This window comes from Roseburia zhanii, from assembly GCF_014287635.1.
In the GTDB taxonomy this organism is placed as follows: domain Bacteria; phylum Bacillota; class Clostridia; order Lachnospirales; family Lachnospiraceae; genus Roseburia_B; species Roseburia_B zhanii.
Genome location: NZ_JACOPH010000007.1, coordinates 88,737 through 107,625 on the forward strand (window position 1 = coordinate 88,737; position 18,889 = coordinate 107,625).

Genomic DNA, 18,889 nt, shown 5'->3' on the forward strand with positions numbered 1-18,889 from the left:
ATGTTTCGATTATGGGCAAAAGAATTTTCAGATAACCGGATGCTGTGTGATATGACAGTGGAAAATGAAAAAGAAGATACGAGAACACATAAGATATTTCAAGCATTAGATGATGTATGCTATGCATTTGACCTAGGAAAACCGATCTGGCTAGATGCCAATATCAGAGAGTTTAAACGTCATGCCAAGACAAGGTTTACACAAGATAATTTTGTAGAGCAGATCGCATTCGATTATTTAGAAATTCAGGTGATCGAAGAAGATTAGATGATTATGAAAAGGCTATTAACTTTTTATGAAATTTGTTAAAATATTAACAAAACAGATGTGGAGTATGCTATAATGAAATTATGGAATGCGGAAATACCGCAGATCTGGGAATGAAGGCAATGGAGGTTTTGCATATGGCACAGAATAATAATTCACTTCTTGGGGAAGATGTCGATAGTTGGAAAACGATGATGTTTATTTACAACAGTGCACTTAAGGAAGTGGGCACGAAACTTGATATATTAAATGATGAATTTTTACATGTACATCAGTACAATCCGATCGAATATATCAAATCGAGAATCAAGACACCGGAGAGTATTGTACAGAAGTTAAAACGAAACGGGTACGAGAGTACGATCCAGAATATGGTCGAGCATATCAATGATATCGCAGGTATCCGTATTGTATGTTCTTTTACATCAGATATTTACCGGATGGCAGAGATGATCGGCAGACAGAATGACTTAACGGTAGTATCTGTCAAGGATTACATAAAGCATCCGAAGGAAAGCGGTTATAAGAGTTATCATATGTTAGTAACAGTTCCGATCTTTTTATCCGATCGTGTTGTTGATACAAAAGTGGAGATTCAGATCCGTACAATGGCAATGGATTTCTGGGCAAGTTTAGAGCATAAGATCTATTATAAATTTGAAGGAAATGCACCGGAGTATATCAGCAGGGATCTGCGGGAGTGTTCAGGGATCGTATCGATGTTAGATGATAAGATGTTGAGTTTAAACGAGGCGATCATCAAGGCAAAAGAGGAGCAGGAGAAAGAGAAGCACACTTGATATTTGCCGAAAACTTAGGGGAGAGGTTATGAAGATTGCAATTTGTGATGATGATAAAAGTGCAAGAGAGGTATTAAAGACATGCTGCGGCAGATTTGCAGCGGAATTTCAAATAGATTGTCAGGTGGCAGAATATGCATCTGGTGAAGAATTACTGCGGGATTCTTCATCAGATGTTTTGTTATTAGATGTGGAAATGCCGGGGATGGCATAAGAGGGGAGATATCTGTTATGGGACAGTGTACGAAAAAGCCTGTGCTTAGTGAAGTGGAATTTTGTACAGTTTTTTCTAATATGATACAGAATGCAGTGGAAGAAGTTAAGCGGCAGCAGGAGAAAAAGAAATATATTAAGGTAAAGATAAAACAGGGAAATCAATATCTTTCCATTACCGTAAAAAATAGTTCAAAATTGCTCTGGGATAAAAAGGAAAAAGATCTAACGACTGTGAAAAAAGATAAAAAGAATCATGGGATTGGAATAGGAAATATCATAGAAACAGCAGAAAAGAATGGAGGAAGTTTTGAATTGACTGGGGATGGAACAGAAGTAACGGCGATACTTTTGTTGCCATATAGTTGACCATTCGTCAAGGAAAATGACCGTTTGTCATGTTAATGTAGAAATTCATAGTATGCTGTGCTAATGTAATGTTGAAAGGTGGGTGAAGTTCTGCACATAAAGAACTTATCTAGTAACAGAAGCATTTAAACCGCATAATTGTCCCCCATTAAAAAATAAGGAGTTGAGGGAGTGTATGAGAAAGAGAATCTGTAAAACAGGTATCATACTGATGTTTTTATTGGGTATTGTATTTTGGTTTCCACAATGTACTTTTGCAGAAACAAAAATCTGTGGGGACTATGAATACCAATACAACGAAGAGTACAATGGAATTGAGATTGTCAAATATAGTGGAGAAGATAAGAAAGTAACTATACCGGAATCCATTGAAGGGTTTCCGGTAACAGTGATCAAAGAAAATGCTTTTAGCTATTGTAGAAAAATGAAAACGATAGTACTTCCAGAGGGATTGCAGGAGATAGGTGAGGGTGCTTTTGAATATTGCCCAAAACTAAAAAAGATTACATTTCAAAAAAATGCGCAGATTATAAAAATAGGAAAAAATGCATTTCAAGGCTGTAGTAATCTTACTGAAGTAAAGTTTCCAGCCAGCTTGAAAGTTTTAGAATCCTGTGCGTTTGAATATTGTTCAAAATTAAAAAAAGTAGAATTTGCAAATAATTCTAATTTAAGAGGAATTGGTTCCTATTGTTTTTCGGGGTGTCAGTCATTATCCGGTATCATAATTCCAAAAAAGGTAGTTACGATACAATCCTACGCATTTTATGAATGCAGTAAGTTAAAGAAGATTACCTTTCAGGGTGACATCCCCAGAATAGAAAAAGCTGTTTTTCAAAAAATTTATGATAAGGCTGTATTTCAGGTGCCAAAGAAGTATAAATCAAGCTATCAGAAAAAACTTAAGACGAAAGCATGGTATCAGTCAACGATGAGCGTACGGGCAGGAAAGGGGAGAAAATAAAATGAAAGGGTGTATTAAAAAAAGGATTTTAGAAACGGGATTTATTGCACTGTTTTTATCAAGTATCATTTTCCTGCATCCACAGCCGGTTTTGGCAGAAGTAAAAGTCTGTGGGGACTATGAATACCAATACAACGAAGAGTACAATGGAATTGAGATTGTCAAATACCATGGGTCAGGTAAGAAAGTGACGATACCGGAAACCATAGAGGGATTACCGGTAACAGTACTTGGCAGCCAGTCATTTGTAAATGAAGAAGATGTGGAATTTGCATTTTCCGGTAATGCAAGTTTAAAAGAGATCAAAGTTCCTAGAACTGTAAAAGTGATAAAGGAAGGTGCATTTTATCAGTGTGACAGACTCAAAAAGGTAGAACTATCAGAAAGTGTATTGGAGTTAGAAACAGATGCATTTTTTGGCTGTGATAATTTGAGGGAGATAACATTGCCAAAAAGTCTGCGTATAATTTCAAATGGTGCATTTTCATACTGCAAAAGTCTAGCGAAAATTAAAATACCGAAAAATGTAATTGTTATAGGTGAGAGTGCATTCGATAATTGTACCGGATTGAAACGCGTTATCTTTGCGAAAAATTGCAGATTGGAAATGATTGGTGAAAGAGCTTTTGCAGCTTGTTGGGGACTGACGGAAATAAAAATTCCGTCTAGTGTGAGAAAACTTGGGAGTATGTCTTTTTTTTGGTGTAAGAATTTAGAAAAAGTAGAATTTGCAAAAAATTCCCAGTTAGAAGAAATTAAGGCAAGTGCTTTTTCTGGCTGTGAAACACTGACTGAGATTACGATTCCAAAGAAAGTAAAAAAGATAGGCGGGCTTGCGTTCTATTTGGATCATAACTTAAGGAAGGTTACATTTCAGGGGAAAGTTCCTAAAATTAAGAAAAGCGCATTCAGTGAAATACATAAAGAAACGGTATTTTATACACCGAAAAAGTATAAGACTTCTTATGAAAAGAAATTAAAAAAACAGCTATGGTACAAGGCTACGATGATCATAAGATAAAGAAAAAATGATAATTCTTTAATAAATAAAAGCCGGCACGTTCATCTGAACCAGCCGGCTTTTAATCATCATATTAAAACATTCTATTCTTCCGTTGCATCTTCTGTGCCATTTTTCCATGCATCCATCTTTTTAAGAACAGCATCGTAAGTCCTCTGGGAAATATCAGGAAGTTCTTTTCCCCATGATTTTGTAGCTGCTTTAAATCCCTTTTTAAAAGCTTCTAACATTGTATCAGCTTTAGCAGGATCACCGCCGCTTAAGGCTTTTGCAAAATCTACGATACGGTCAGAGGTCTGTTCTACACCCCAGTAACCGTCATCAGCGATATCAGCCTGTGCCTGTGCCTTCACATCAGCAGAAACAGTAAAATCTCCGCTTGCAAGGAAATGCCACATATCATCAGCTTTTCCAATCGTGGCACCCTGTTTTTTCATCATCTGTTCTACAATGCCTTTTAACTGTGAAATTCTTGCATCGGAATCAGTTTTTAACTGCTGGATCAGTGCCGAATTTTTCTTTACATAGTCGGTATTGACAGTGGATGAAGCTCTTTCATATACAACACCACTTGATATTTTTGAAGAATCCTGTTTGTTATCTTTTGCTTCTGCTGCCTTTGTGGATTCTTTTGTGGTTTTATCTGTTGTCTTATCATATGTGTTTACTGCTGCAGCAGCAGTTACATTGTTAAGTGCGCTAATACTCATAATTCGTACCCTCCTTGGCATAATAAATGGTAACTTTTTCAGTTATACGTTTCCATACATTTTATATTGACAGGTTATATCGATTTGAGAATAGGAAATTTTTCATTTTCTCAATAAATATATCGGTATTGAGAAAGAAAAAATAAAGTGGAATTGACCTTTTTTTTAATTGATGTTAGAATCTGTTTGTATACAAAATACACCAATACAGCCAGATGAGAGGCTATGAAGGTTACTGTTTTCAGATAAGCTGTGAACGATAACCTGTGGAGGATTGGAATGAATGAAATCAAAGTAAAAGCACTGGCAAAAGTGAATTTGGGTCTGGATATCTTAAGAAAAAGAGAAGATGGTTACCATGATGTACGGATGATCATGCAGACGATCCATTTATATGACCAGCTGGAGATAAAAAAGACAAATGAACCGGGAATCCATATTACTGCGAATCTGGATTTTCTCCCTACAGATGAAAATAATCTTATCTATAAAGCTGCAAAACTGATGCAGGATACTTATCGTTTAGAACAGGGCGTAGATGTCAATCTGCAGAAGCATATTCCGGTAGCAGCCGGAATGGCAGGCGGCAGTACGGATGCGGCAGCAGTTTTATACGGAATGAATGAATTGTTTGCTCTGAAACTAAAAAGAAAAAAATTGATGGAACTAGGTGTTTCCATTGGGGCAGATGTACCGTATTGTCTGATGCGTGGAACAGCATTGGCAGAAGGAATCGGAGAACAGCTAAAGAGTCTTCCTCCGATGCCGAAATGTCCGGTGCTGATCGCAAAACCGGCAGTCAGCGTATCTACAAAATTTGTGTATGAACATCTGAAATTAGATGAAAATACGGTTCATCCCGATATTGATGCACAGCTTGCGGCATTAAGTAAAGGGGATTTAAAGGGTGTTGCCGCCCATATGGGAAATCTGTTAGAAACCGTGACGATTCCGGCATATCCGGTGATCGATGAGATCAAACGGTGTATGTTAGAGAACGGAGCCATCAATGCAATGATGAGTGGCAGCGGGCCAACGGTATTTGGGTTATTTGAAGATGAAGGTATCGCAAAAAAGGCATTAGAGACCATGCGGGAAACCGGTCTTGCAAAACAGGTGTATCTGACAAGTATCTATAATAATCGCAGGGCATAATGCTTAAGATGTACATGGAGGAAGAATGGAGGAACTATGGAGAATTTAAAATTGGATGCCAATGAGTATCTGCCATTGAGGGATGTGGTTTTTAAAACCTTGCGGGAGGCTATTTTAAGAGGAGATCTAAAACCCGGAGAGCGGTTGATGGAATTGCAGTTAGCAGCAAAACTAGGGGTGAGCCGTACACCGATCCGTGAGGCGATACGGATGCTGCAGCAGGAAGGGCTTGCAGTGACGATCCCAAGGAGAGGCGCAGAAGTGGCAGCCATGACGGAAAAGGACATGGAGGATGTCTTGCAAGTCCGTGAGGCATTAGAGATCTTAGCAGTACAGCTTGCCAGTGAAAAGATCACAAAAGAACAGATTGCAGAATTAGAAGAAAGATTAAAAGCATTTGAACAGGCGGTTGAAACAGCAGAAGTCAAACAGATCGCCCAGTCTGACATTGATTTTCATGATCTGATCTATACGGCAGCGGAGAATCCAAGATTAGTGGTGTTGCTGAATAACCTGCGGGAGCAGATCTACCGTTATCGGGTGGAATATTTAAAAGATGAAAAAAATTATCCGCGTCTGATCGAAGAACACAGACAGATCATGCAGGGACTAAAAGAACGCAATGAACAGTATGTTGTGGAAATGACGAAAAAGCATATGGACAATCAGGCAGTTGCAGTGCGGAATATCATCCGCCAGCAGGAGTAGGAAATAAATCGTTACGTATAAAAATAAAATAGAATGAAAATACTAGAGTAGGAACAGATCATGCTGTTCCTACTTTTTTTGAGTTGATAGGAAGTTAGAATATGGAAAAGGAACTTTATCATAACAGAGAAACCTTTTTAGCCCTGTTAGGGGAATCAGCAGATATAAAGAAGAAAACGATGTACCTCGGATTAAAAAAGGACGTAGGATGTTTTTTAGCATATGTAGAAATAACAGGAGGAAATTTTCTGTTTGAAAATTCAGTTGTTGGAAAAATATTAAACCAGTTCTGCAATATGTCAAAAGGTGAGATCTGTGAAAGTTTAGAAAAAAATGCACTTGGTATTTCCGATATGACATTATTTGAAACGGTAGAGGAAGCAGCAGATGCCTTGTTTACCGGAGATGTGATCTTATTTGTCGATGGGTTTGATAAAGCAGTTAAAATTCCAGACAAAGGATATCCGGCAATGTCTGTCACAGAGCCGGATTCGGAAAAAGTGATCCGCGGATCGAGGGAAGGATTTGCAGACTCCATCAAGGTCAATACGGCATTGATCCGTAAGCGGCTTAGGACACCAAAACTAAAGGTGAAAGAAGTCAAGATGGGAACAAGGAGCCATACCAATGTAGATATCGTTTATATGGAAGACCTGGTCTATCCGTCACTGTTAGAAGAAGTGGAGAGAAGATTAAACCGTTATGAGATTGATGGGATCTTAGACAGTGGCATGGTAGAACAGTTGTCAGAGGAAAAATGGTATTCCCCATTTCCACAGTTTCAGACGACACAAAGACCTGACCGTGCGGCAATGGCAATCTTAGAGGGACGTATTGTGGTGCTGTCCGATAATTCTCCTTCAGGACTGATCCTGCCGACCGATTACAATTCGTTTATCAAGACAAGTGATGATTATTACAGCAGGTGGGAGATTGCATCTTTTGCAAGGCTGATCCGGTATCTTGCAGCTTTTTTTGCAATGACGATGCCGGGACTGTATTTAGCGGTGACAAATTTCCATACACAGATCTTGCCGACGACACTTCTATTATCGTTTGCAGCAGCCAGACAGGGCGTGCCATTTCCGGCAGTGATCGAAGTGCTTTTGATGGAGATTGCCTTTGAACTGCTGCGGGAGGCTGGAGTACGGCTGCCCGGTGCAATGGGCAATACGATCGGCATTGTCGGCGGTCTGATCATCGGACAGGCGGCAGTTGAGGCAAATATTGTCAGTCCGATCGTTGTCATTGTAGTGGCATTTACGGCACTCTGTTCGTTTGCCATTCCAAATGAGGAATTTGCAACGGCATTCCGGCTGTTCAAATTTTTATTCCTGTTCTTATGTTCATGGCTGGGATTTTATGGATTTTTATATGGAATGTTATTTGTGCTGATCCATTTATCCCATTTAAAGAGTTTCGGGATTCCGTACCTTACACCTTTTGTCGGGGCAGATCTCAATGATTATGAGGATGAGAGGGATTCTCTTTTGCGTCAGCCGCTCTTTTGCATGAAACGCCGTCCGATCTATGCGAAACGCAGCCAGCGAATACGATTAAAAAGGAAGGATGACCATGTATTCAAAAAATAACAAAATTTCAACAAGGCAGATATTCAGATTATTGACATATGATATTTTAGGAGTCGGAACCTTGCTGCTCCCATCACTGCTCGCAGGAAAAACGGCAAAAAACGGCATGGCAGCACTTCTGCTAGGGATCATAGGCGGAATCTTATTTTTCTGTCTGATGGGAGTCGTGATCCGTTATCTGGATCAGGAAGAAAGTTACCAGAAATTTTTAAAACGCTGCTTCGGAAACGTGTCTGGAACAGTCATTTTAATATGCTATGTGCTGTATTATCTGTGTTTAGGCGGCTATACGGCTTATATTTTCGGGGATCTGATGATCACCGATCTGTTAAAAGAGGAGTCCTTTTACTGGATCGTCGCAGGAATTTTAGGTTTGTGTGTCTATGCAATCGCACAGGGCATTGAAGGCAGGGCGAGAGTTTATGAGATTCTGTTCTGGTTTCTGATGATCCCATTGTTTATCATGCTGGTCTTAGCGGCAAGGGATATCGAAGTATTCCGCCTGTTTCCGCTATATCCTGTGAACAAAAGAGAAGTACATCACTGGCTTTTAAGCGGATATGACAGCTTTGGGATATTTTCATTAGGCGGACTTGCTTTATTTTTAGTGCCTTTTGCAGCCGAACAGAAAGCAATCAAAAAGGCCGGTATCAAAGCAGTTCTTTTTAGTGGAGGGGTATTACTTGTCTTATATGCCATTTTACAGGGGATATTCGGGGTAAAAGAAACAGCAGCCTTAAAATATCCGGCAGTCACATTGATGAGCATGATACAGATCCCCGGAGGATTTTTTGAAAGGCAGGACGCATTGATGGTTGCAATCTGGTTTTTTACGGTATTTGCACTGCTGGGAAGCAGCCTGTTCTATGTGACGGAAACAGTCAAAGATCTGCTGCATCATAAATCAGATACGATCGTGACAGGTGCGGCAGCACTCTGTTTTTGGTGTATTGGCGTGGGCTGTTACCGTTTTGCAGAATTTAGCAGACTTCTGCAGAAGGTATTCATATGTGTAGGAACACCGTTTATCGTTACCGTTCCATTACTCGCAATATGCTGTATGCAGTGGAAAAAAGGGGGAAAGTGTCTGATGTCTATTCTGTTTATCTCCTATAGTGCCTTCTTGTTTTCAGGGTGCAGTACGATGGAACTTGAGAACCGGAATTTCCCGTTGGCAATGGGTGTGGATAAACGGGAAGATGACTGTCTGATCACATATAAGTTCCAGAATTTATCTGCGATCGCAGATGAAAATGCAAAGGCATCCGGCAGTACGGATTTTTATATCAAAGAAAATGATTTTTTTACGGGAATCTCAAAATATGCAAATGATACGAATAAGATCTTAGATTATAACCATCTGAAAGTACTGGTGTTATCCAAAGAATTTATCAGTGATGTGGATGCTTTTAAAGAATTTTTGGCAGTTTGTGGAAAAGAAGAACTGCTTGCGAGAAATACGATCTTATTTTTTGCAGATGATGCAGCAGAAATCCTTGCATTAGATGAAAATTTAGACACTGCAGTCGGAAGTTATTTAGAGGAAATGATCGAAAGCAGGGAAGATTATAAGTTAAAAGATACAGTAACACTAGGAGATCTTTATAATGACAGGGCAAATAAAGAACAGTTATTGCTGATCCCTGTTCTTTCCGAAAAAGGCGGACTTCCGGTGATAAGCAGTTATTATGCGATTTCCGGCGGAGAATTAAAAGGAGAGGTGACGATCAATGAGGCAATGCTTTCCTATCTTGTGCAGGGAAAATTGAAAAAGCTGTCATTTACGTTAGATGACCATACCGCCATTTTAGTAAAAAAGATCAGTACACATGGCAGTTTTTCACGGGGAGAAGATACGGTATACCATAGTAAGATCACATTAGAAGCAGCCGCAGAACAGGGAGAATTAAGCGAGAGTGAAGAAATACAGCTTGAGAACAGGATACGAAGGCTCTTTGTGGCACAGTTAGTGGAAAACAGCAGAAAGCTGTTAGAAGAACAGGGCATTGATATGACGAACAGTTTTTATAAACTGGGAATGTATGACAGGGAAAAATATCAGAGGTATAAGACACTTCCACAGTATATCAAAAAAATGGGTTATACATTTGAAGTGCATGTGATCTTATTAAATGAACACAGGACGGTATAATTTACCGGAAACTGGAAAGACTCTTGTTATCAAAAATAAAAAGTAACAGAAAAATAGTTAGGATAGGAGAGTCTTGCCATGAAAAAAATATATCGTTATCTCTGTGCCGCAGCAGGGGCATGTATCATTTTTACAGGAGCATATGCATACCGCAGTCATAGGATACAGGAAGATATTGCAGGAAAGATCCTGCGGTTCCATGTGATCGCAAACAGTGATTCAAAAGAGGATCAGGAATTAAAATTAAAAGTCAGAGATGAGATCGGAGCATATTTAAGCAGGGAATTAGAAGAAGCCGGCGATCTTGACACATGTGAAGCGATTGTAAATGACCATCTGGCAGAGATTGAAAACTGTGCCAGAGAGGTCATAGCAAAAGAAGGACATACAGAAACAGTCAGCGCACAGATCACAGATGCAGAGTTTCCGGTAAAAACGTATGGTGCATATACATTTCCAAAAGGAACTTACCGGGCACTGAAAGTTGTGATCGGGGACGGTGCAGGTGCGAACTGGTGGTGTGTCATGTATCCAAATCTCTGTTTTGCCAACAGTGTATATGAAGTCATTGATGAAAACTCCAAAGAGGAACTGCAGACAATTTTAACAAAGGAAGATTATGAGGAGATCATGGCGGCAGGGAAGATAAGAGTCAGGTTCAAATACTTTGAGGGGCTTGCAAAATAGCACAAAAACGTATAGAATAGCAAAAGATAAACGAAGGAGATTTACATTATGACAAAAGATGTATTAGTGACGATCAGCGGATTGCAGATCATGAGTATGGCAGAAGATTCTGAACCGGTAGAAGTGATCACCGCAGGAGATTATTATAAAAAAAATAACAAACATTATGTGATCTATGATGAAGTGACGGAAGGCTTTGACGGTACAACGAAGAATATCATCAAGCTGCAGGAAGATTGCGTAGACATTACCAAAAGAGGCATTACGAATGTACATATGGTATTTGAGAAGAATAAGAAAAATATCACCTGCTATCAGACTCCGTTTGGAAATCTGATGCTTGGGATCGATGCAAAAAATATCAGTATCAAAGAGGATGAACATGATATCTCGGTCAATGTGGAATATGCATTGGAATTAAATTATGAGCATATTGCAGACTGTACGGTCAAAATGGCGATCCAGTCCAAAGAGGGAAGCGGATTCCATATCTGTTCATAAGTAATATAAAAAAGGTGCAAAAGCCGCATGATGAGGTTTTTGCACCTTTTTGATCCTTATTTTTTCTTTTTGGATTTTGAAGCAGCTTCTTCATTTTTTAACTGTGCGCTTGCTTCATTATATTTCTGCTGCAATTTTGCACGGAAACTTTTCTTGACCGGTGCTGTCTGGGTAATGGCACCATGAAGTCCTTTGACACCTGTGATGTAAAGTCCGCTGACAGTGGCTTTGACTTCTTTTTTGACAGGAATGATCTCAAAGACATTTGCATCGCAGAGCATGGTCATTACCTTAGGACCGACTTTGGCTTTGACGATCGGAACTTTGGAACCACGCATCAGCTTTGGCGTCTGTGCTAATACAGCAGCCGGCAGCCCGGCATCTTTCAGCTTCATTTTCTTTTTATCAATAATCAGCATGGAAACGGACTGGGAAGCGGCGGCAATCTGTGCCTGCTGTTCTTCCTGCTTTTTTTGTGCACGTTTTCCAAGGAAATATAAGACGACTACGGCAGCAAGTAAAATTAAAGCAATAACCAGTAAAACAATAGTGACTGTTGACACAATAAAAATCCTCCTTATCACAAACAGTAGCAATATTGTAACATTGATTCTGGGAAAAATCAATAAAACCTTTTATTTTCTATGAAAATGTGGTATTGTAAAGGGACGAGAGCTTGTTGTCAGCTATAGCTATCTGTAACTGTCAGCAGGAAATTTTTTGGAAAGAGGATTCTTATGAAAAGAAAAACGACCGCACTTTTGACAATATGTATGATAACCGCATTAGCAGCAGGCTGTGGAAATTCGAAAAAGAACAGCACAGATGCTACAGAATCAGTAGAAGCAGGAACAGAGAGTGGCTCTGTGACAGCAAGTGCTGATATTGCTTATAATGTGGATGATTACGTGAAATTAGGCGACTATATGGACGTTGCAGTTACTTTAAATGAAGCCGATTATCAGGTGACAGATGATGATGTCAATAATTATGCAGACCAGATGATCGCATATTATAAACCATTTCTGCCGGATGATTCCCATACTGTCGTAGAAGCAGATGATTTTGTAGATGTCGATTATGTAGGTAAAAAAGATGGTGAAGCTTTTGCCGGTGGAAGTGCTGAAGGACAGGTCATCGATGTTGCCGGAAATTGTGATGCAACTTCCGGAAATGGTTATATCGAAGGATTTTCAGAAGGATTGATCGGTGCATCTGTTGGCGATACTGTTGACCATGAAGTAACATTTCCGGATGACTATTCCAATGAAGATCTGAAGGGACAGACAGTAACATTTACATTTACGATCAATGCGATCGACCGGAAAGTTACAAGAGATATGATCGATGATTCATATGTAAAGGATAATTTTGATTCTGACAGCGTAGATGATTTTTATTCTGATATCCGTACCGTTTTAAACCAGCAGGCAGAAAGCGGCAAAGAAACCGATATCCGTTCTAAGGTCGTTGATGCAGTGATGGATAAATGCAGTGTGGAACTGCCGGACGGACTGTTAGATGCAAGATTAGAAGAATATATAGATGGATTTACAAAACAGAACTGCACAAATGGTATCACATTAGCTGATTATTTACAGCAGAATTATAATACGACCGAAGATGATTTCCGTAAACAGTGCAGAACTTATATGGAAGATAATTTAAAACAGGAATTAGTATTTGAAGCGATCGTCAATAAAGAAAATATCCAGTTTGATGAGGACAAATTTAATGATTATATTTCCATGATCGTTAAGAATGGTGGTTTTGATTCCGAAGATACATTATATGAAACCTATGGAACGGACAAAGAAGCAGGAAAAGCATATTTACAGAAGATTTATCTGCAGTCAGAAGCCTGCTCAAAGATCGCAGATCAGGCAGATGTAACGTATGAAACAGAAACTGAAACTGTCGCTGACACAGAAGCATCATAAGAGTGGATATGACTGTGTACATTATATCTGAACATTTACTGTTTGGGTATGTGAGAACATAATTTATAAAGATGTATATATAAAGGAGATTAGAAAAATGGAACTTGTAAACATTCGGGATTTATACCGAAACAAAGAACAGTATTTAGAGCAGACAGTTACCATCGGGGGATGGGTAAGAAGCATCAGAAGCTCTAAAAATTTTGGATTCATTGTTGTAAATGACGGAACATTTTTTGAGCCGCTGCAGATCGTGTACCACGATGCATTAGAGAATTTTGCAGCCGTAGAAAAATTAAATGTTGGTGCAGCAGTGATCGTAACCGGTAAATTAGTTGCAACTCCGCAGGCAAAACAGCCGTTTGAGATCCAGGCAGAAGAAGTTGTGATCGAGGGAGAATCCGCACCGGATTATCCGTTGCAGAAAAAACGTCATACATTTGAATATCTGCGTACGATCTCCCATTTACGTCCGAGAACGAACACATTTGAAGCAGTATTCCGCGTACGTTCCCTGATCGCTTATGCAATCCACAAATTCTTTCAGGAGAGAGATTTCGTATATGTGCATACCCCACTGATCACAGGAAGTGACTGTGAAGGTGCCGGAGAAATGTTTAGGGTAACAACCTTAGATATGGACAACCTGCCAAGAACGGAAGAGGGAAAGGTTGATTTTTCCAAAGATTTCTTCGGAAAATCCACAAACCTTACCGTAAGCGGACAGTTGAATGGTGAAACATATGCCATGGCATTTAAAAATATCTATACATTCGGTCCGACATTCAGAGCTGAAAATTCCAACACGACACGCCATGCGGCAGAGTTCTGGATGATCGAGCCGGAGATCGCATTTGCAGATCTAAATGACGATATGATCTTAGCAGAGAGCATGTTGAAATATATTATCCGCTATGTATTAGAGAATGCACCGGAAGAAATGCAGTTCTTTAATAATTTTGTAGATAAGGGACTGATCGATCGTCTGACACATGTTGCAGAATCAGAATTTGCACGCGTGACTTATACAGAAGCGATCGAGATCTTAGAGAAGCATAATGATAAATTTGATTATAAAGTTTCATGGGGCGCTGATCTACAGACAGAGCATGAACGTTATCTGACCGAAGAAATCTTTAAACGTCCGGTATTTGTTACCGATTATCCAAAGGAGATCAAAGCATTCTACATGAAATTAAATGAAGACGGCAAGACCGTTGCAGCAGTTGACTGTTTAGTACCGGGAATCGGTGAGATCATCGGCGGCAGCCAGCGTGAAGATGATTATGATAAACTGTTAGAGCGTATCAAAGAACTCGGACTGAATGAAGAAGATTATAAGTTCTACTTAGATCTCCGTAAATATGGTTCTGCAAGACATGCAGGATTTGGACTGGGATTTGAACGCTGCGTTATGTATCTGACGGGTATGTCAAATATCCGTGATGTTGTTCCGTTCCCAAGAACTGTTGGTAATTGTGAATTGTAATTGATTACAAAATGAATTCATATCTACCCCCTCGAAATCATATAGTGATTTCAGAGGGGGTATTTTTTATGCCGGATATAAAACAACAACGTACGATCATCATGGATTTTGTAAAAATTTTATTTTTAATGTATTTTGTGACATTCATTTTACTGCTGTTATTGGCATTTGTCCTGTTTAAAATGGAAACATCAGAGATTGTTTGTAAAGTCTGGCTGATCGCAGTCTATATCATCAGTGGACTGCTTGGTGGATTTTTGATCGGAAAGAGGACAAAGAACAAAAAATTCTTGTGGGGATTTTTTATGGGTGTGGTCTATTTTGCAATTTTATTTATCGTATCGGTCATCCTGCATAGAGGGATCACAGGGGATGGAATGCATATGTTTACGACATTTGTACTTTGCACGGCATCAGCGACGGCAGGTGGTATGGTGAGTTAGAGGTAACAGTTCAGATAACGTTGCTATGACAGAGTTACTGTTCAGAACGTTACAGGAAAAATAATTATGCAATATCCATTGAAAAGAAAACACAAGTCATTTATAATAAAGGCATTGACGCAGAGTCAAAGATGTATTCTCGAAATCTTCTTAAAACAGATCATTTCGGCTGGATTTCCGATATACTGCTTCCATTTTCTCGTCGTACACACCGTGTACGCACTGCGAAAATGTCATTGTATATCAAAAATCTATCTCGAAATTCTTTGTATAGAAAATTTCGGCAGTACATAAAAGAACGATAGAGGAACAAATGGAGGACGATAGGATATGTATACGTTAGAAGATATTCAGGCAGTGGATCGTGAAGTTGCAGATGCGATCACCGCAGAATTTGACAGACAGAGCAGTCACATTGAGCTGATCGCATCAGAAAACTGGGTAAGTCCGGCAGTTATGTCTGCAATGGGAAGTGTTATGACGAATAAATATGCAGAGGGATATCCGGGCAAACGTTATTATGGCGGATGTGAATGTGTAGATGTCGTAGAAGATTTAGCAAGAGAACGTGCAAAAGAATTATTTGGATGTGATTATGCAAATGTACAGCCACATTCCGGTGCACAGGCAAATATGGCAGTCCAGTTTGCTATTTTAAAACCGGGTGATACTGTTATGGGTATGAATTTAGATCATGGCGGACATTTAACACATGGAAGTCCTGTGAATTTCTCCGGTACTTATTTTAATATCGTACCTTACGGAGTAAATGATGAAGGATATATCGATTACGATAAAGTAATGGAAATTGCAATGGAGTGTAAGCCAAAGATGATCATTGCAGGAGCAAGTGCATATGCAAGAACGATCGATTTCAAGAAATTCCGTGAGATTGCAGATGCATGTGGAGCAGTTTTAATGGTAGATATGGCACATATTGCAGGTTTAGTTGCAGCAGGTCTTCATCCAAGCCCAATCCCATATGCAGATGTGGTAACGACAACGACACATAAGACTCTTAGAGGACCAAGAGGTGGTATGATCTTATGTAATAAAGAAGCTGCTGAGAAATATAATTTCAACAAAGCAATCTTCCCGGGTATTCAGGGTGGACCTTTAATGCATGTGATCGCAGCAAAAGCAGTCTGCTTCAAAGAAGCATTACAGCCTGAGTTCAAAGAATACCAGAAGAACATCATTGCCAATGCACAGGCATTATGTAAAGGTCTACAGAACAGAGGGATCAAGATCGTATCAGATGGAACAGATAACCATCTGATGTTAGTGGATCTGACACCATATGACCTGACTGGTAAAGAAGTGGAAAAACTGTTAGATTCTGTCAATATCACCTGTAATAAGAATACGATCCCGAATGATCCGAAATCTCCGTTTGTAACAAGCGGTATCCGTATCGGAACGCCGGCAGTTACTTCAAGAGGGTTAAATACAGAGGACATGGATCAGATCGCAGAAGCGATCGCAATGATGATCAAAGAGGGCGAAGCAAAAGCCACAGAAGCAAAGGCAATCGTTCAGAGCCTGACAGAGAAGTATCCTTTGAAATAATGGGATAGTTTAAGAAAAATTTAAGAAATTAGATTTGTATTTATAGAAAGTTAGTGATAAGATGGTTACGGATATTTTAGTGATTCGTAACCATCTTTTATTGAGTTGAGATGGTGCATATATAAATTAGGAGGATGGAATGAATAAGAAGAAATTTGCGATTATATTTGGAGCGATCGTGGTCGCAGCAGTTGCAGCCGCAGTGATCTGGTATTTTTTTGGAGATGGAAGACATGACAGCAAGGATCGTGTATATGTCGAAAAAGTATCGGTGATCATGGGAACGGCTACCGGTGCACAAAACCGCTATTCCGGTGTGGTACAACCACAGAAATCGGTCGAAATCAATGCAGATTCCGATCGTACTGTAAAAGAAGTTTTAGTTAAAGTAGGAGATACTGTAGAAGAAGGAACTCCATTATTTAATTATGATACAGATGATCTGAATATGGATCTTTCACAGGCAAAGTTAGAATTAGAGAATCAGGATATCGAGATCTCTAATTATAAGACGCAGATCTCAGAATTAGAAAAAGAGAAAAAAGATGCCGCAGAAGCAGATAAATTTGAATATACAACCCAGATCCAGTCTATTCAGACACAGATCAAACAGGCAGAATTTGAAAAGTCCAGCAAACAGTTAGAAATGGACAAGATCCAGAAAAAGATTGATAGTTCACAGGTAACAAGTACCGCTGCAGGTGTAGTAAAAAGTATTAACGATGGACAGTCACAGGAAGCAGGAGATACCTCCTCATCTTCTGTATTTATGACCATTTTATCAACAGGAGAATACCGTATACAGGGAACAGTCAATGAACAGAACATAGGTATGATCTCAGCTGGCGAGGATGTAATCGTTCGTTCAAGAGTTGATGAAAATATCACATGGAAAGGTACGATCGATAAAATAGAAACAGGAGAGCCATCAAGTTCTTCTGACAGTGGAGATACGGGAGATTCTTCTGAGGATTCTTCTGCTGTTTCAAGCAGGTATCCATTTTATGTAACGTTAGAAAATGCAGATGGCCTGATGTTAGGACAGCATGTCCTGATCGAATTAGATAATGGTCAGATGGAAGAAAAAGAGGGTATCTGGCTCTACAGCAGCTATATCGTGATGGAAGATGGAGAAACAGCGGCCGGCATGGAAGATTTAATGGAAGGTACAGAGAGTACCTTTGAGGATCTTGCCGAGAGTACAGAAACCTATGGAATGGAAGATCTGACCGAAGGTACAGAAACAGGAACGGCGCAGAATGCATTTGTATGGGCGGATAATGGCAATGGCAGGTTAGAGAAACGTGCAGTGACATTAGGTGCATATGATGCAGATCTAGATGAATATGAGATACTTTCCGGTCTGACAGAAGATGATCTGATCGCATGGCCGATGGAAGGATTATACGAAGGAATTATCACTGTTACAGATATGGATGAAGTAGATTATTCTTCTGATCTATATAATCAGGATGGTGACACAGAAGCCATGTGGGACAATTCCGAGTCTATGTGGGATGATACCGAATATATGTGGGATACCGAAGGCATGACGGATGAGGGCATGATGAGTGATGTGATCCCGGATACAAGAGAAGCTGGCGTAGAAGATCTATCAGGTGCGGAGGTGTCTGAATGATACTGGATTTAAGAAATATTTTTAAGGACTATAATCAGGACAAGCTGGTAGTGCCGGTATTAAAAGATATCAGCCTTCAGGTAGAAGAAGGAGAATATGTAGCGATCATGGGACCTTCCGGTTCCGGTAAAACAACACTGATGAATATTATCGGTTGTTTAGACAGACCAACATCTGGTGAGTTTTATTTAGCTGGAACAGATGTGTTAAAGTTAAAAGACAGGGAACTTTCAGATGTTCGTTTAAACAGCATCGGGTTTGTATTTCAGAGTTTCCATCTGATGCCAAGAGAGTCAGCATTGGAAAATGTTTCTCTGCCGCTAAGTTATGCAGGTATCAAAAAGAAAGAACGTAAGGAACGTGCCTTAAAGGCATTAGCAAGAGTCGGTTTAGAGGAGCGTGCCTTATTTATGCCAACGCAGTTATCCGGTGGACAGAAACAGAGGGTTGCGATCGCAAGGGCAATGGTGAATAATCCGAAGATCCTATTAGCAGATGAACCGACCGGTGCCTTAGATTCTAAGTCCGGTGCCCAGATCATGGAACTGTTCCAGAAGTTAAACGATGAGGGTGTGACGATTGTTATGATCACACACGATAAGAATATTGCGGCACATGCAAAGCAGGTTTATCATATCATCGATGGTGAGATCTCAAAAGATGGAAATGA

Annotated in this window: 19 protein-coding genes and 1 pseudogene; 18 read left to right on the plus strand and 2 right to left on the minus strand. The window is 39.6% G+C overall.

Translation table 11 applies throughout. The features are described from left to right. The 6 genes from H8S17_RS09500 to H8S17_RS09525 all read left to right on the plus strand — a co-directional run bounded on the left by H8S17_RS09500 (position 1) and on the right by H8S17_RS09525 (position 3,634). Complete coding sequence (locus tag H8S17_RS09500; protein WP_186867139.1) at positions 1–267, plus strand: hypothetical protein; 267 nt, start codon at positions 1–3, stop codon at positions 265–267. 137 nt (positions 268–404) lie between these two features. Then, a complete protein-coding gene (locus H8S17_RS09505; protein ID WP_186867140.1) occupies positions 405–1,067 on the plus strand; it encodes a GTP pyrophosphokinase in 663 nt (220 codons plus the stop codon). 28 nt (positions 1,068–1,095) lie between these two features. Next, entirely contained in the window at positions 1,096–1,281 is a 186-nt protein-coding gene (locus H8S17_RS09510) for a response regulator (RefSeq protein ID WP_186867141.1), read from the plus strand. A 17-nt stretch (positions 1,282–1,298) separates the two neighbouring features. After that, positions 1,299–1,649, plus strand: a complete 351-nt coding sequence (locus H8S17_RS09515; protein ID WP_186867142.1) for a GHKL domain-containing protein — start codon at positions 1,299–1,301, stop codon at positions 1,647–1,649. 175 nt (positions 1,650–1,824) lie between these two features. Continuing rightward, entirely contained in the window at positions 1,825–2,613 is a 789-nt protein-coding gene (locus tag H8S17_RS09520) for a leucine-rich repeat domain-containing protein (protein WP_186867143.1), read from the plus strand. A gap of 1 nt (position 2,614) precedes the next feature. Further along, on the plus strand, positions 2,615–3,634 hold the full coding sequence (locus H8S17_RS09525) for a leucine-rich repeat domain-containing protein (RefSeq protein ID WP_186867144.1): 1,020 nt from the start codon (positions 2,615–2,617) through the stop codon (positions 3,632–3,634). An 83-nt stretch (positions 3,635–3,717) separates the two neighbouring features. Here the strand turns inward: H8S17_RS09525 and H8S17_RS09530 are convergent, their stop codons facing one another. Next, the gene (locus tag H8S17_RS09530; protein WP_186867145.1) at positions 3,718–4,344 is read right to left on the minus strand and encodes a hypothetical protein; all 627 of its coding nucleotides are present in this window, start codon (positions 4,342–4,344) and stop codon (positions 3,718–3,720) included. A 279-nt stretch (positions 4,345–4,623) separates the two neighbouring features. On the opposite strand from H8S17_RS09530, the gene ispE reads away from it, so the two are divergent. The 6 genes from ispE (at position 4,624) to H8S17_RS09560 (ending at position 11,139) form a co-directional block, all read left to right on the plus strand. Beyond that, complete coding sequence (gene ispE / locus H8S17_RS09535; RefSeq protein WP_186867146.1) at positions 4,624–5,499, plus strand: 4-(cytidine 5'-diphospho)-2-C-methyl-D-erythritol kinase; 876 nt, start codon at positions 4,624–4,626, stop codon at positions 5,497–5,499. A gap of 36 nt (positions 5,500–5,535) precedes the next feature. Continuing rightward, positions 5,536–6,207, plus strand: coding sequence for a GntR family transcriptional regulator (locus tag H8S17_RS09540; protein WP_186867147.1), 672 nt, complete (start codon positions 5,536–5,538; stop codon positions 6,205–6,207). Between the two features lie 101 nt (positions 6,208–6,308). Further along, positions 6,309–7,799, plus strand: a complete 1,491-nt coding sequence (locus H8S17_RS09545) for a spore germination protein (RefSeq protein WP_178051748.1) — start codon at positions 6,309–6,311, stop codon at positions 7,797–7,799. Further along, on the plus strand, positions 7,783–9,951 hold the full coding sequence (locus tag H8S17_RS09550) for a GerAB/ArcD/ProY family transporter (protein ID WP_186867148.1): 2,169 nt from the start codon (positions 7,783–7,785) through the stop codon (positions 9,949–9,951). The genes H8S17_RS09545 and H8S17_RS09550 overlap by 17 nt, the downstream gene beginning before the upstream one ends. A 78-nt stretch (positions 9,952–10,029) precedes the next feature. Further along, the gene (gene spoIIR / locus H8S17_RS09555) at positions 10,030–10,638 is read left to right on the plus strand and encodes a stage II sporulation protein R (protein ID WP_186867149.1); all 609 of its coding nucleotides are present in this window, start codon (positions 10,030–10,032) and stop codon (positions 10,636–10,638) included. 48 nt (positions 10,639–10,686) lie between these two features. Then, complete coding sequence (locus H8S17_RS09560) at positions 10,687–11,139, plus strand: DUF1934 domain-containing protein (RefSeq protein WP_178051751.1); 453 nt, start codon at positions 10,687–10,689, stop codon at positions 11,137–11,139. A gap of 56 nt (positions 11,140–11,195) precedes the next feature. Here the strand turns inward: H8S17_RS09560 and H8S17_RS09565 are convergent, their stop codons facing one another. After that, positions 11,196–11,702, minus strand: coding sequence for a hypothetical protein (locus H8S17_RS09565; protein ID WP_178051752.1), 507 nt, complete (start codon positions 11,700–11,702; stop codon positions 11,196–11,198). Between the two features lie 174 nt (positions 11,703–11,876). On the opposite strand from H8S17_RS09565, the gene tig reads away from it, so the two are divergent. The 6 genes and pseudogenes from tig to H8S17_RS09595 all read left to right on the plus strand — a co-directional run. Further along, positions 11,877–13,079, plus strand: a complete 1,203-nt coding sequence (tig, locus tag H8S17_RS09570) for a trigger factor (RefSeq protein WP_186867150.1) — start codon at positions 11,877–11,879, stop codon at positions 13,077–13,079. A 97-nt stretch (positions 13,080–13,176) separates the two neighbouring features. Then, the gene (gene asnS / locus H8S17_RS09575; RefSeq protein ID WP_186867151.1) at positions 13,177–14,568 is read left to right on the plus strand and encodes an asparagine--tRNA ligase; all 1,392 of its coding nucleotides are present in this window, start codon (positions 13,177–13,179) and stop codon (positions 14,566–14,568) included. A gap of 68 nt (positions 14,569–14,636) precedes the next feature. Continuing rightward, the gene (locus H8S17_RS09580) at positions 14,637–15,011 is read left to right on the plus strand and encodes a TIGR04086 family membrane protein (RefSeq protein ID WP_178051757.1); all 375 of its coding nucleotides are present in this window, start codon (positions 14,637–14,639) and stop codon (positions 15,009–15,011) included. A 330-nt stretch (positions 15,012–15,341) separates the two neighbouring features. Beyond that, complete coding sequence (glyA, locus tag H8S17_RS09585) at positions 15,342–16,580, plus strand: serine hydroxymethyltransferase (RefSeq protein WP_178051758.1); 1,239 nt, start codon at positions 15,342–15,344, stop codon at positions 16,578–16,580. Between the two features lie 139 nt (positions 16,581–16,719). After that, a complete protein-coding gene (locus H8S17_RS09590; RefSeq protein ID WP_186867152.1) occupies positions 16,720–18,219 on the plus strand; it encodes an efflux RND transporter periplasmic adaptor subunit in 1,500 nt (499 codons plus the stop codon). After that, positions 18,216–18,881, plus strand: a pseudogene (locus H8S17_RS09595) (ABC transporter ATP-binding protein); the annotation flags it as partial. The gene H8S17_RS09590 and the pseudogene H8S17_RS09595, both read left to right, overlap by 4 nt. Between the last annotated feature and the right edge of the window lie 8 nt (positions 18,882–18,889).

Excerpts from the sequence above, each read along its gene's own strand:
- H8S17_RS09500 (WP_186867139.1), top strand. The coding sequence starts at position 1 with ATGTTTCGATTATGGGCAAAAGAATTTTCAGATAACCGGATGCTGTGT.
- H8S17_RS09505 (WP_186867140.1), top strand. The coding sequence starts at position 405 with ATGGCACAGAATAATAATTCACTTCTTGGGGAAGATGTCGATAGTTGG.
- H8S17_RS09510 (WP_186867141.1), top strand. The coding sequence starts at position 1,096 with ATGAAGATTGCAATTTGTGATGATGATAAAAGTGCAAGAGAGGTATTA.
- H8S17_RS09515 (WP_186867142.1), top strand. The coding sequence starts at position 1,299 with ATGGGACAGTGTACGAAAAAGCCTGTGCTTAGTGAAGTGGAATTTTGT.
- H8S17_RS09520 (WP_186867143.1), top strand. The coding sequence starts at position 1,825 with ATGAGAAAGAGAATCTGTAAAACAGGTATCATACTGATGTTTTTATTG.
- H8S17_RS09525 (WP_186867144.1), top strand. The coding sequence starts at position 2,615 with ATGAAAGGGTGTATTAAAAAAAGGATTTTAGAAACGGGATTTATTGCA.
- H8S17_RS09530 (WP_186867145.1), bottom strand. The coding sequence starts at position 4,344 with ATGAGTATTAGCGCACTTAACAATGTAACTGCTGCTGCAGCAGTAAAC.
- ispE (WP_186867146.1), top strand. The coding sequence starts at position 4,624 with ATGAATGAAATCAAAGTAAAAGCACTGGCAAAAGTGAATTTGGGTCTG.
- H8S17_RS09540 (WP_186867147.1), top strand. The coding sequence starts at position 5,536 with ATGGAGAATTTAAAATTGGATGCCAATGAGTATCTGCCATTGAGGGAT.
- H8S17_RS09545 (WP_178051748.1), top strand. The coding sequence starts at position 6,309 with ATGGAAAAGGAACTTTATCATAACAGAGAAACCTTTTTAGCCCTGTTA.
- H8S17_RS09550 (WP_186867148.1), top strand. The coding sequence starts at position 7,783 with ATGTATTCAAAAAATAACAAAATTTCAACAAGGCAGATATTCAGATTA.
- spoIIR (WP_186867149.1), top strand. The coding sequence starts at position 10,030 with ATGAAAAAAATATATCGTTATCTCTGTGCCGCAGCAGGGGCATGTATC.
- H8S17_RS09560 (WP_178051751.1), top strand. The coding sequence starts at position 10,687 with ATGACAAAAGATGTATTAGTGACGATCAGCGGATTGCAGATCATGAGT.
- tig (WP_186867150.1), top strand. The coding sequence starts at position 11,877 with ATGAAAAGAAAAACGACCGCACTTTTGACAATATGTATGATAACCGCA.
- asnS (WP_186867151.1), top strand. The coding sequence starts at position 13,177 with ATGGAACTTGTAAACATTCGGGATTTATACCGAAACAAAGAACAGTAT.
- H8S17_RS09580 (WP_178051757.1), top strand. The coding sequence starts at position 14,637 with ATGCCGGATATAAAACAACAACGTACGATCATCATGGATTTTGTAAAA.
- glyA (WP_178051758.1), top strand. The coding sequence starts at position 15,342 with ATGTATACGTTAGAAGATATTCAGGCAGTGGATCGTGAAGTTGCAGAT.
- H8S17_RS09590 (WP_186867152.1), top strand. The coding sequence starts at position 16,720 with ATGAATAAGAAGAAATTTGCGATTATATTTGGAGCGATCGTGGTCGCA.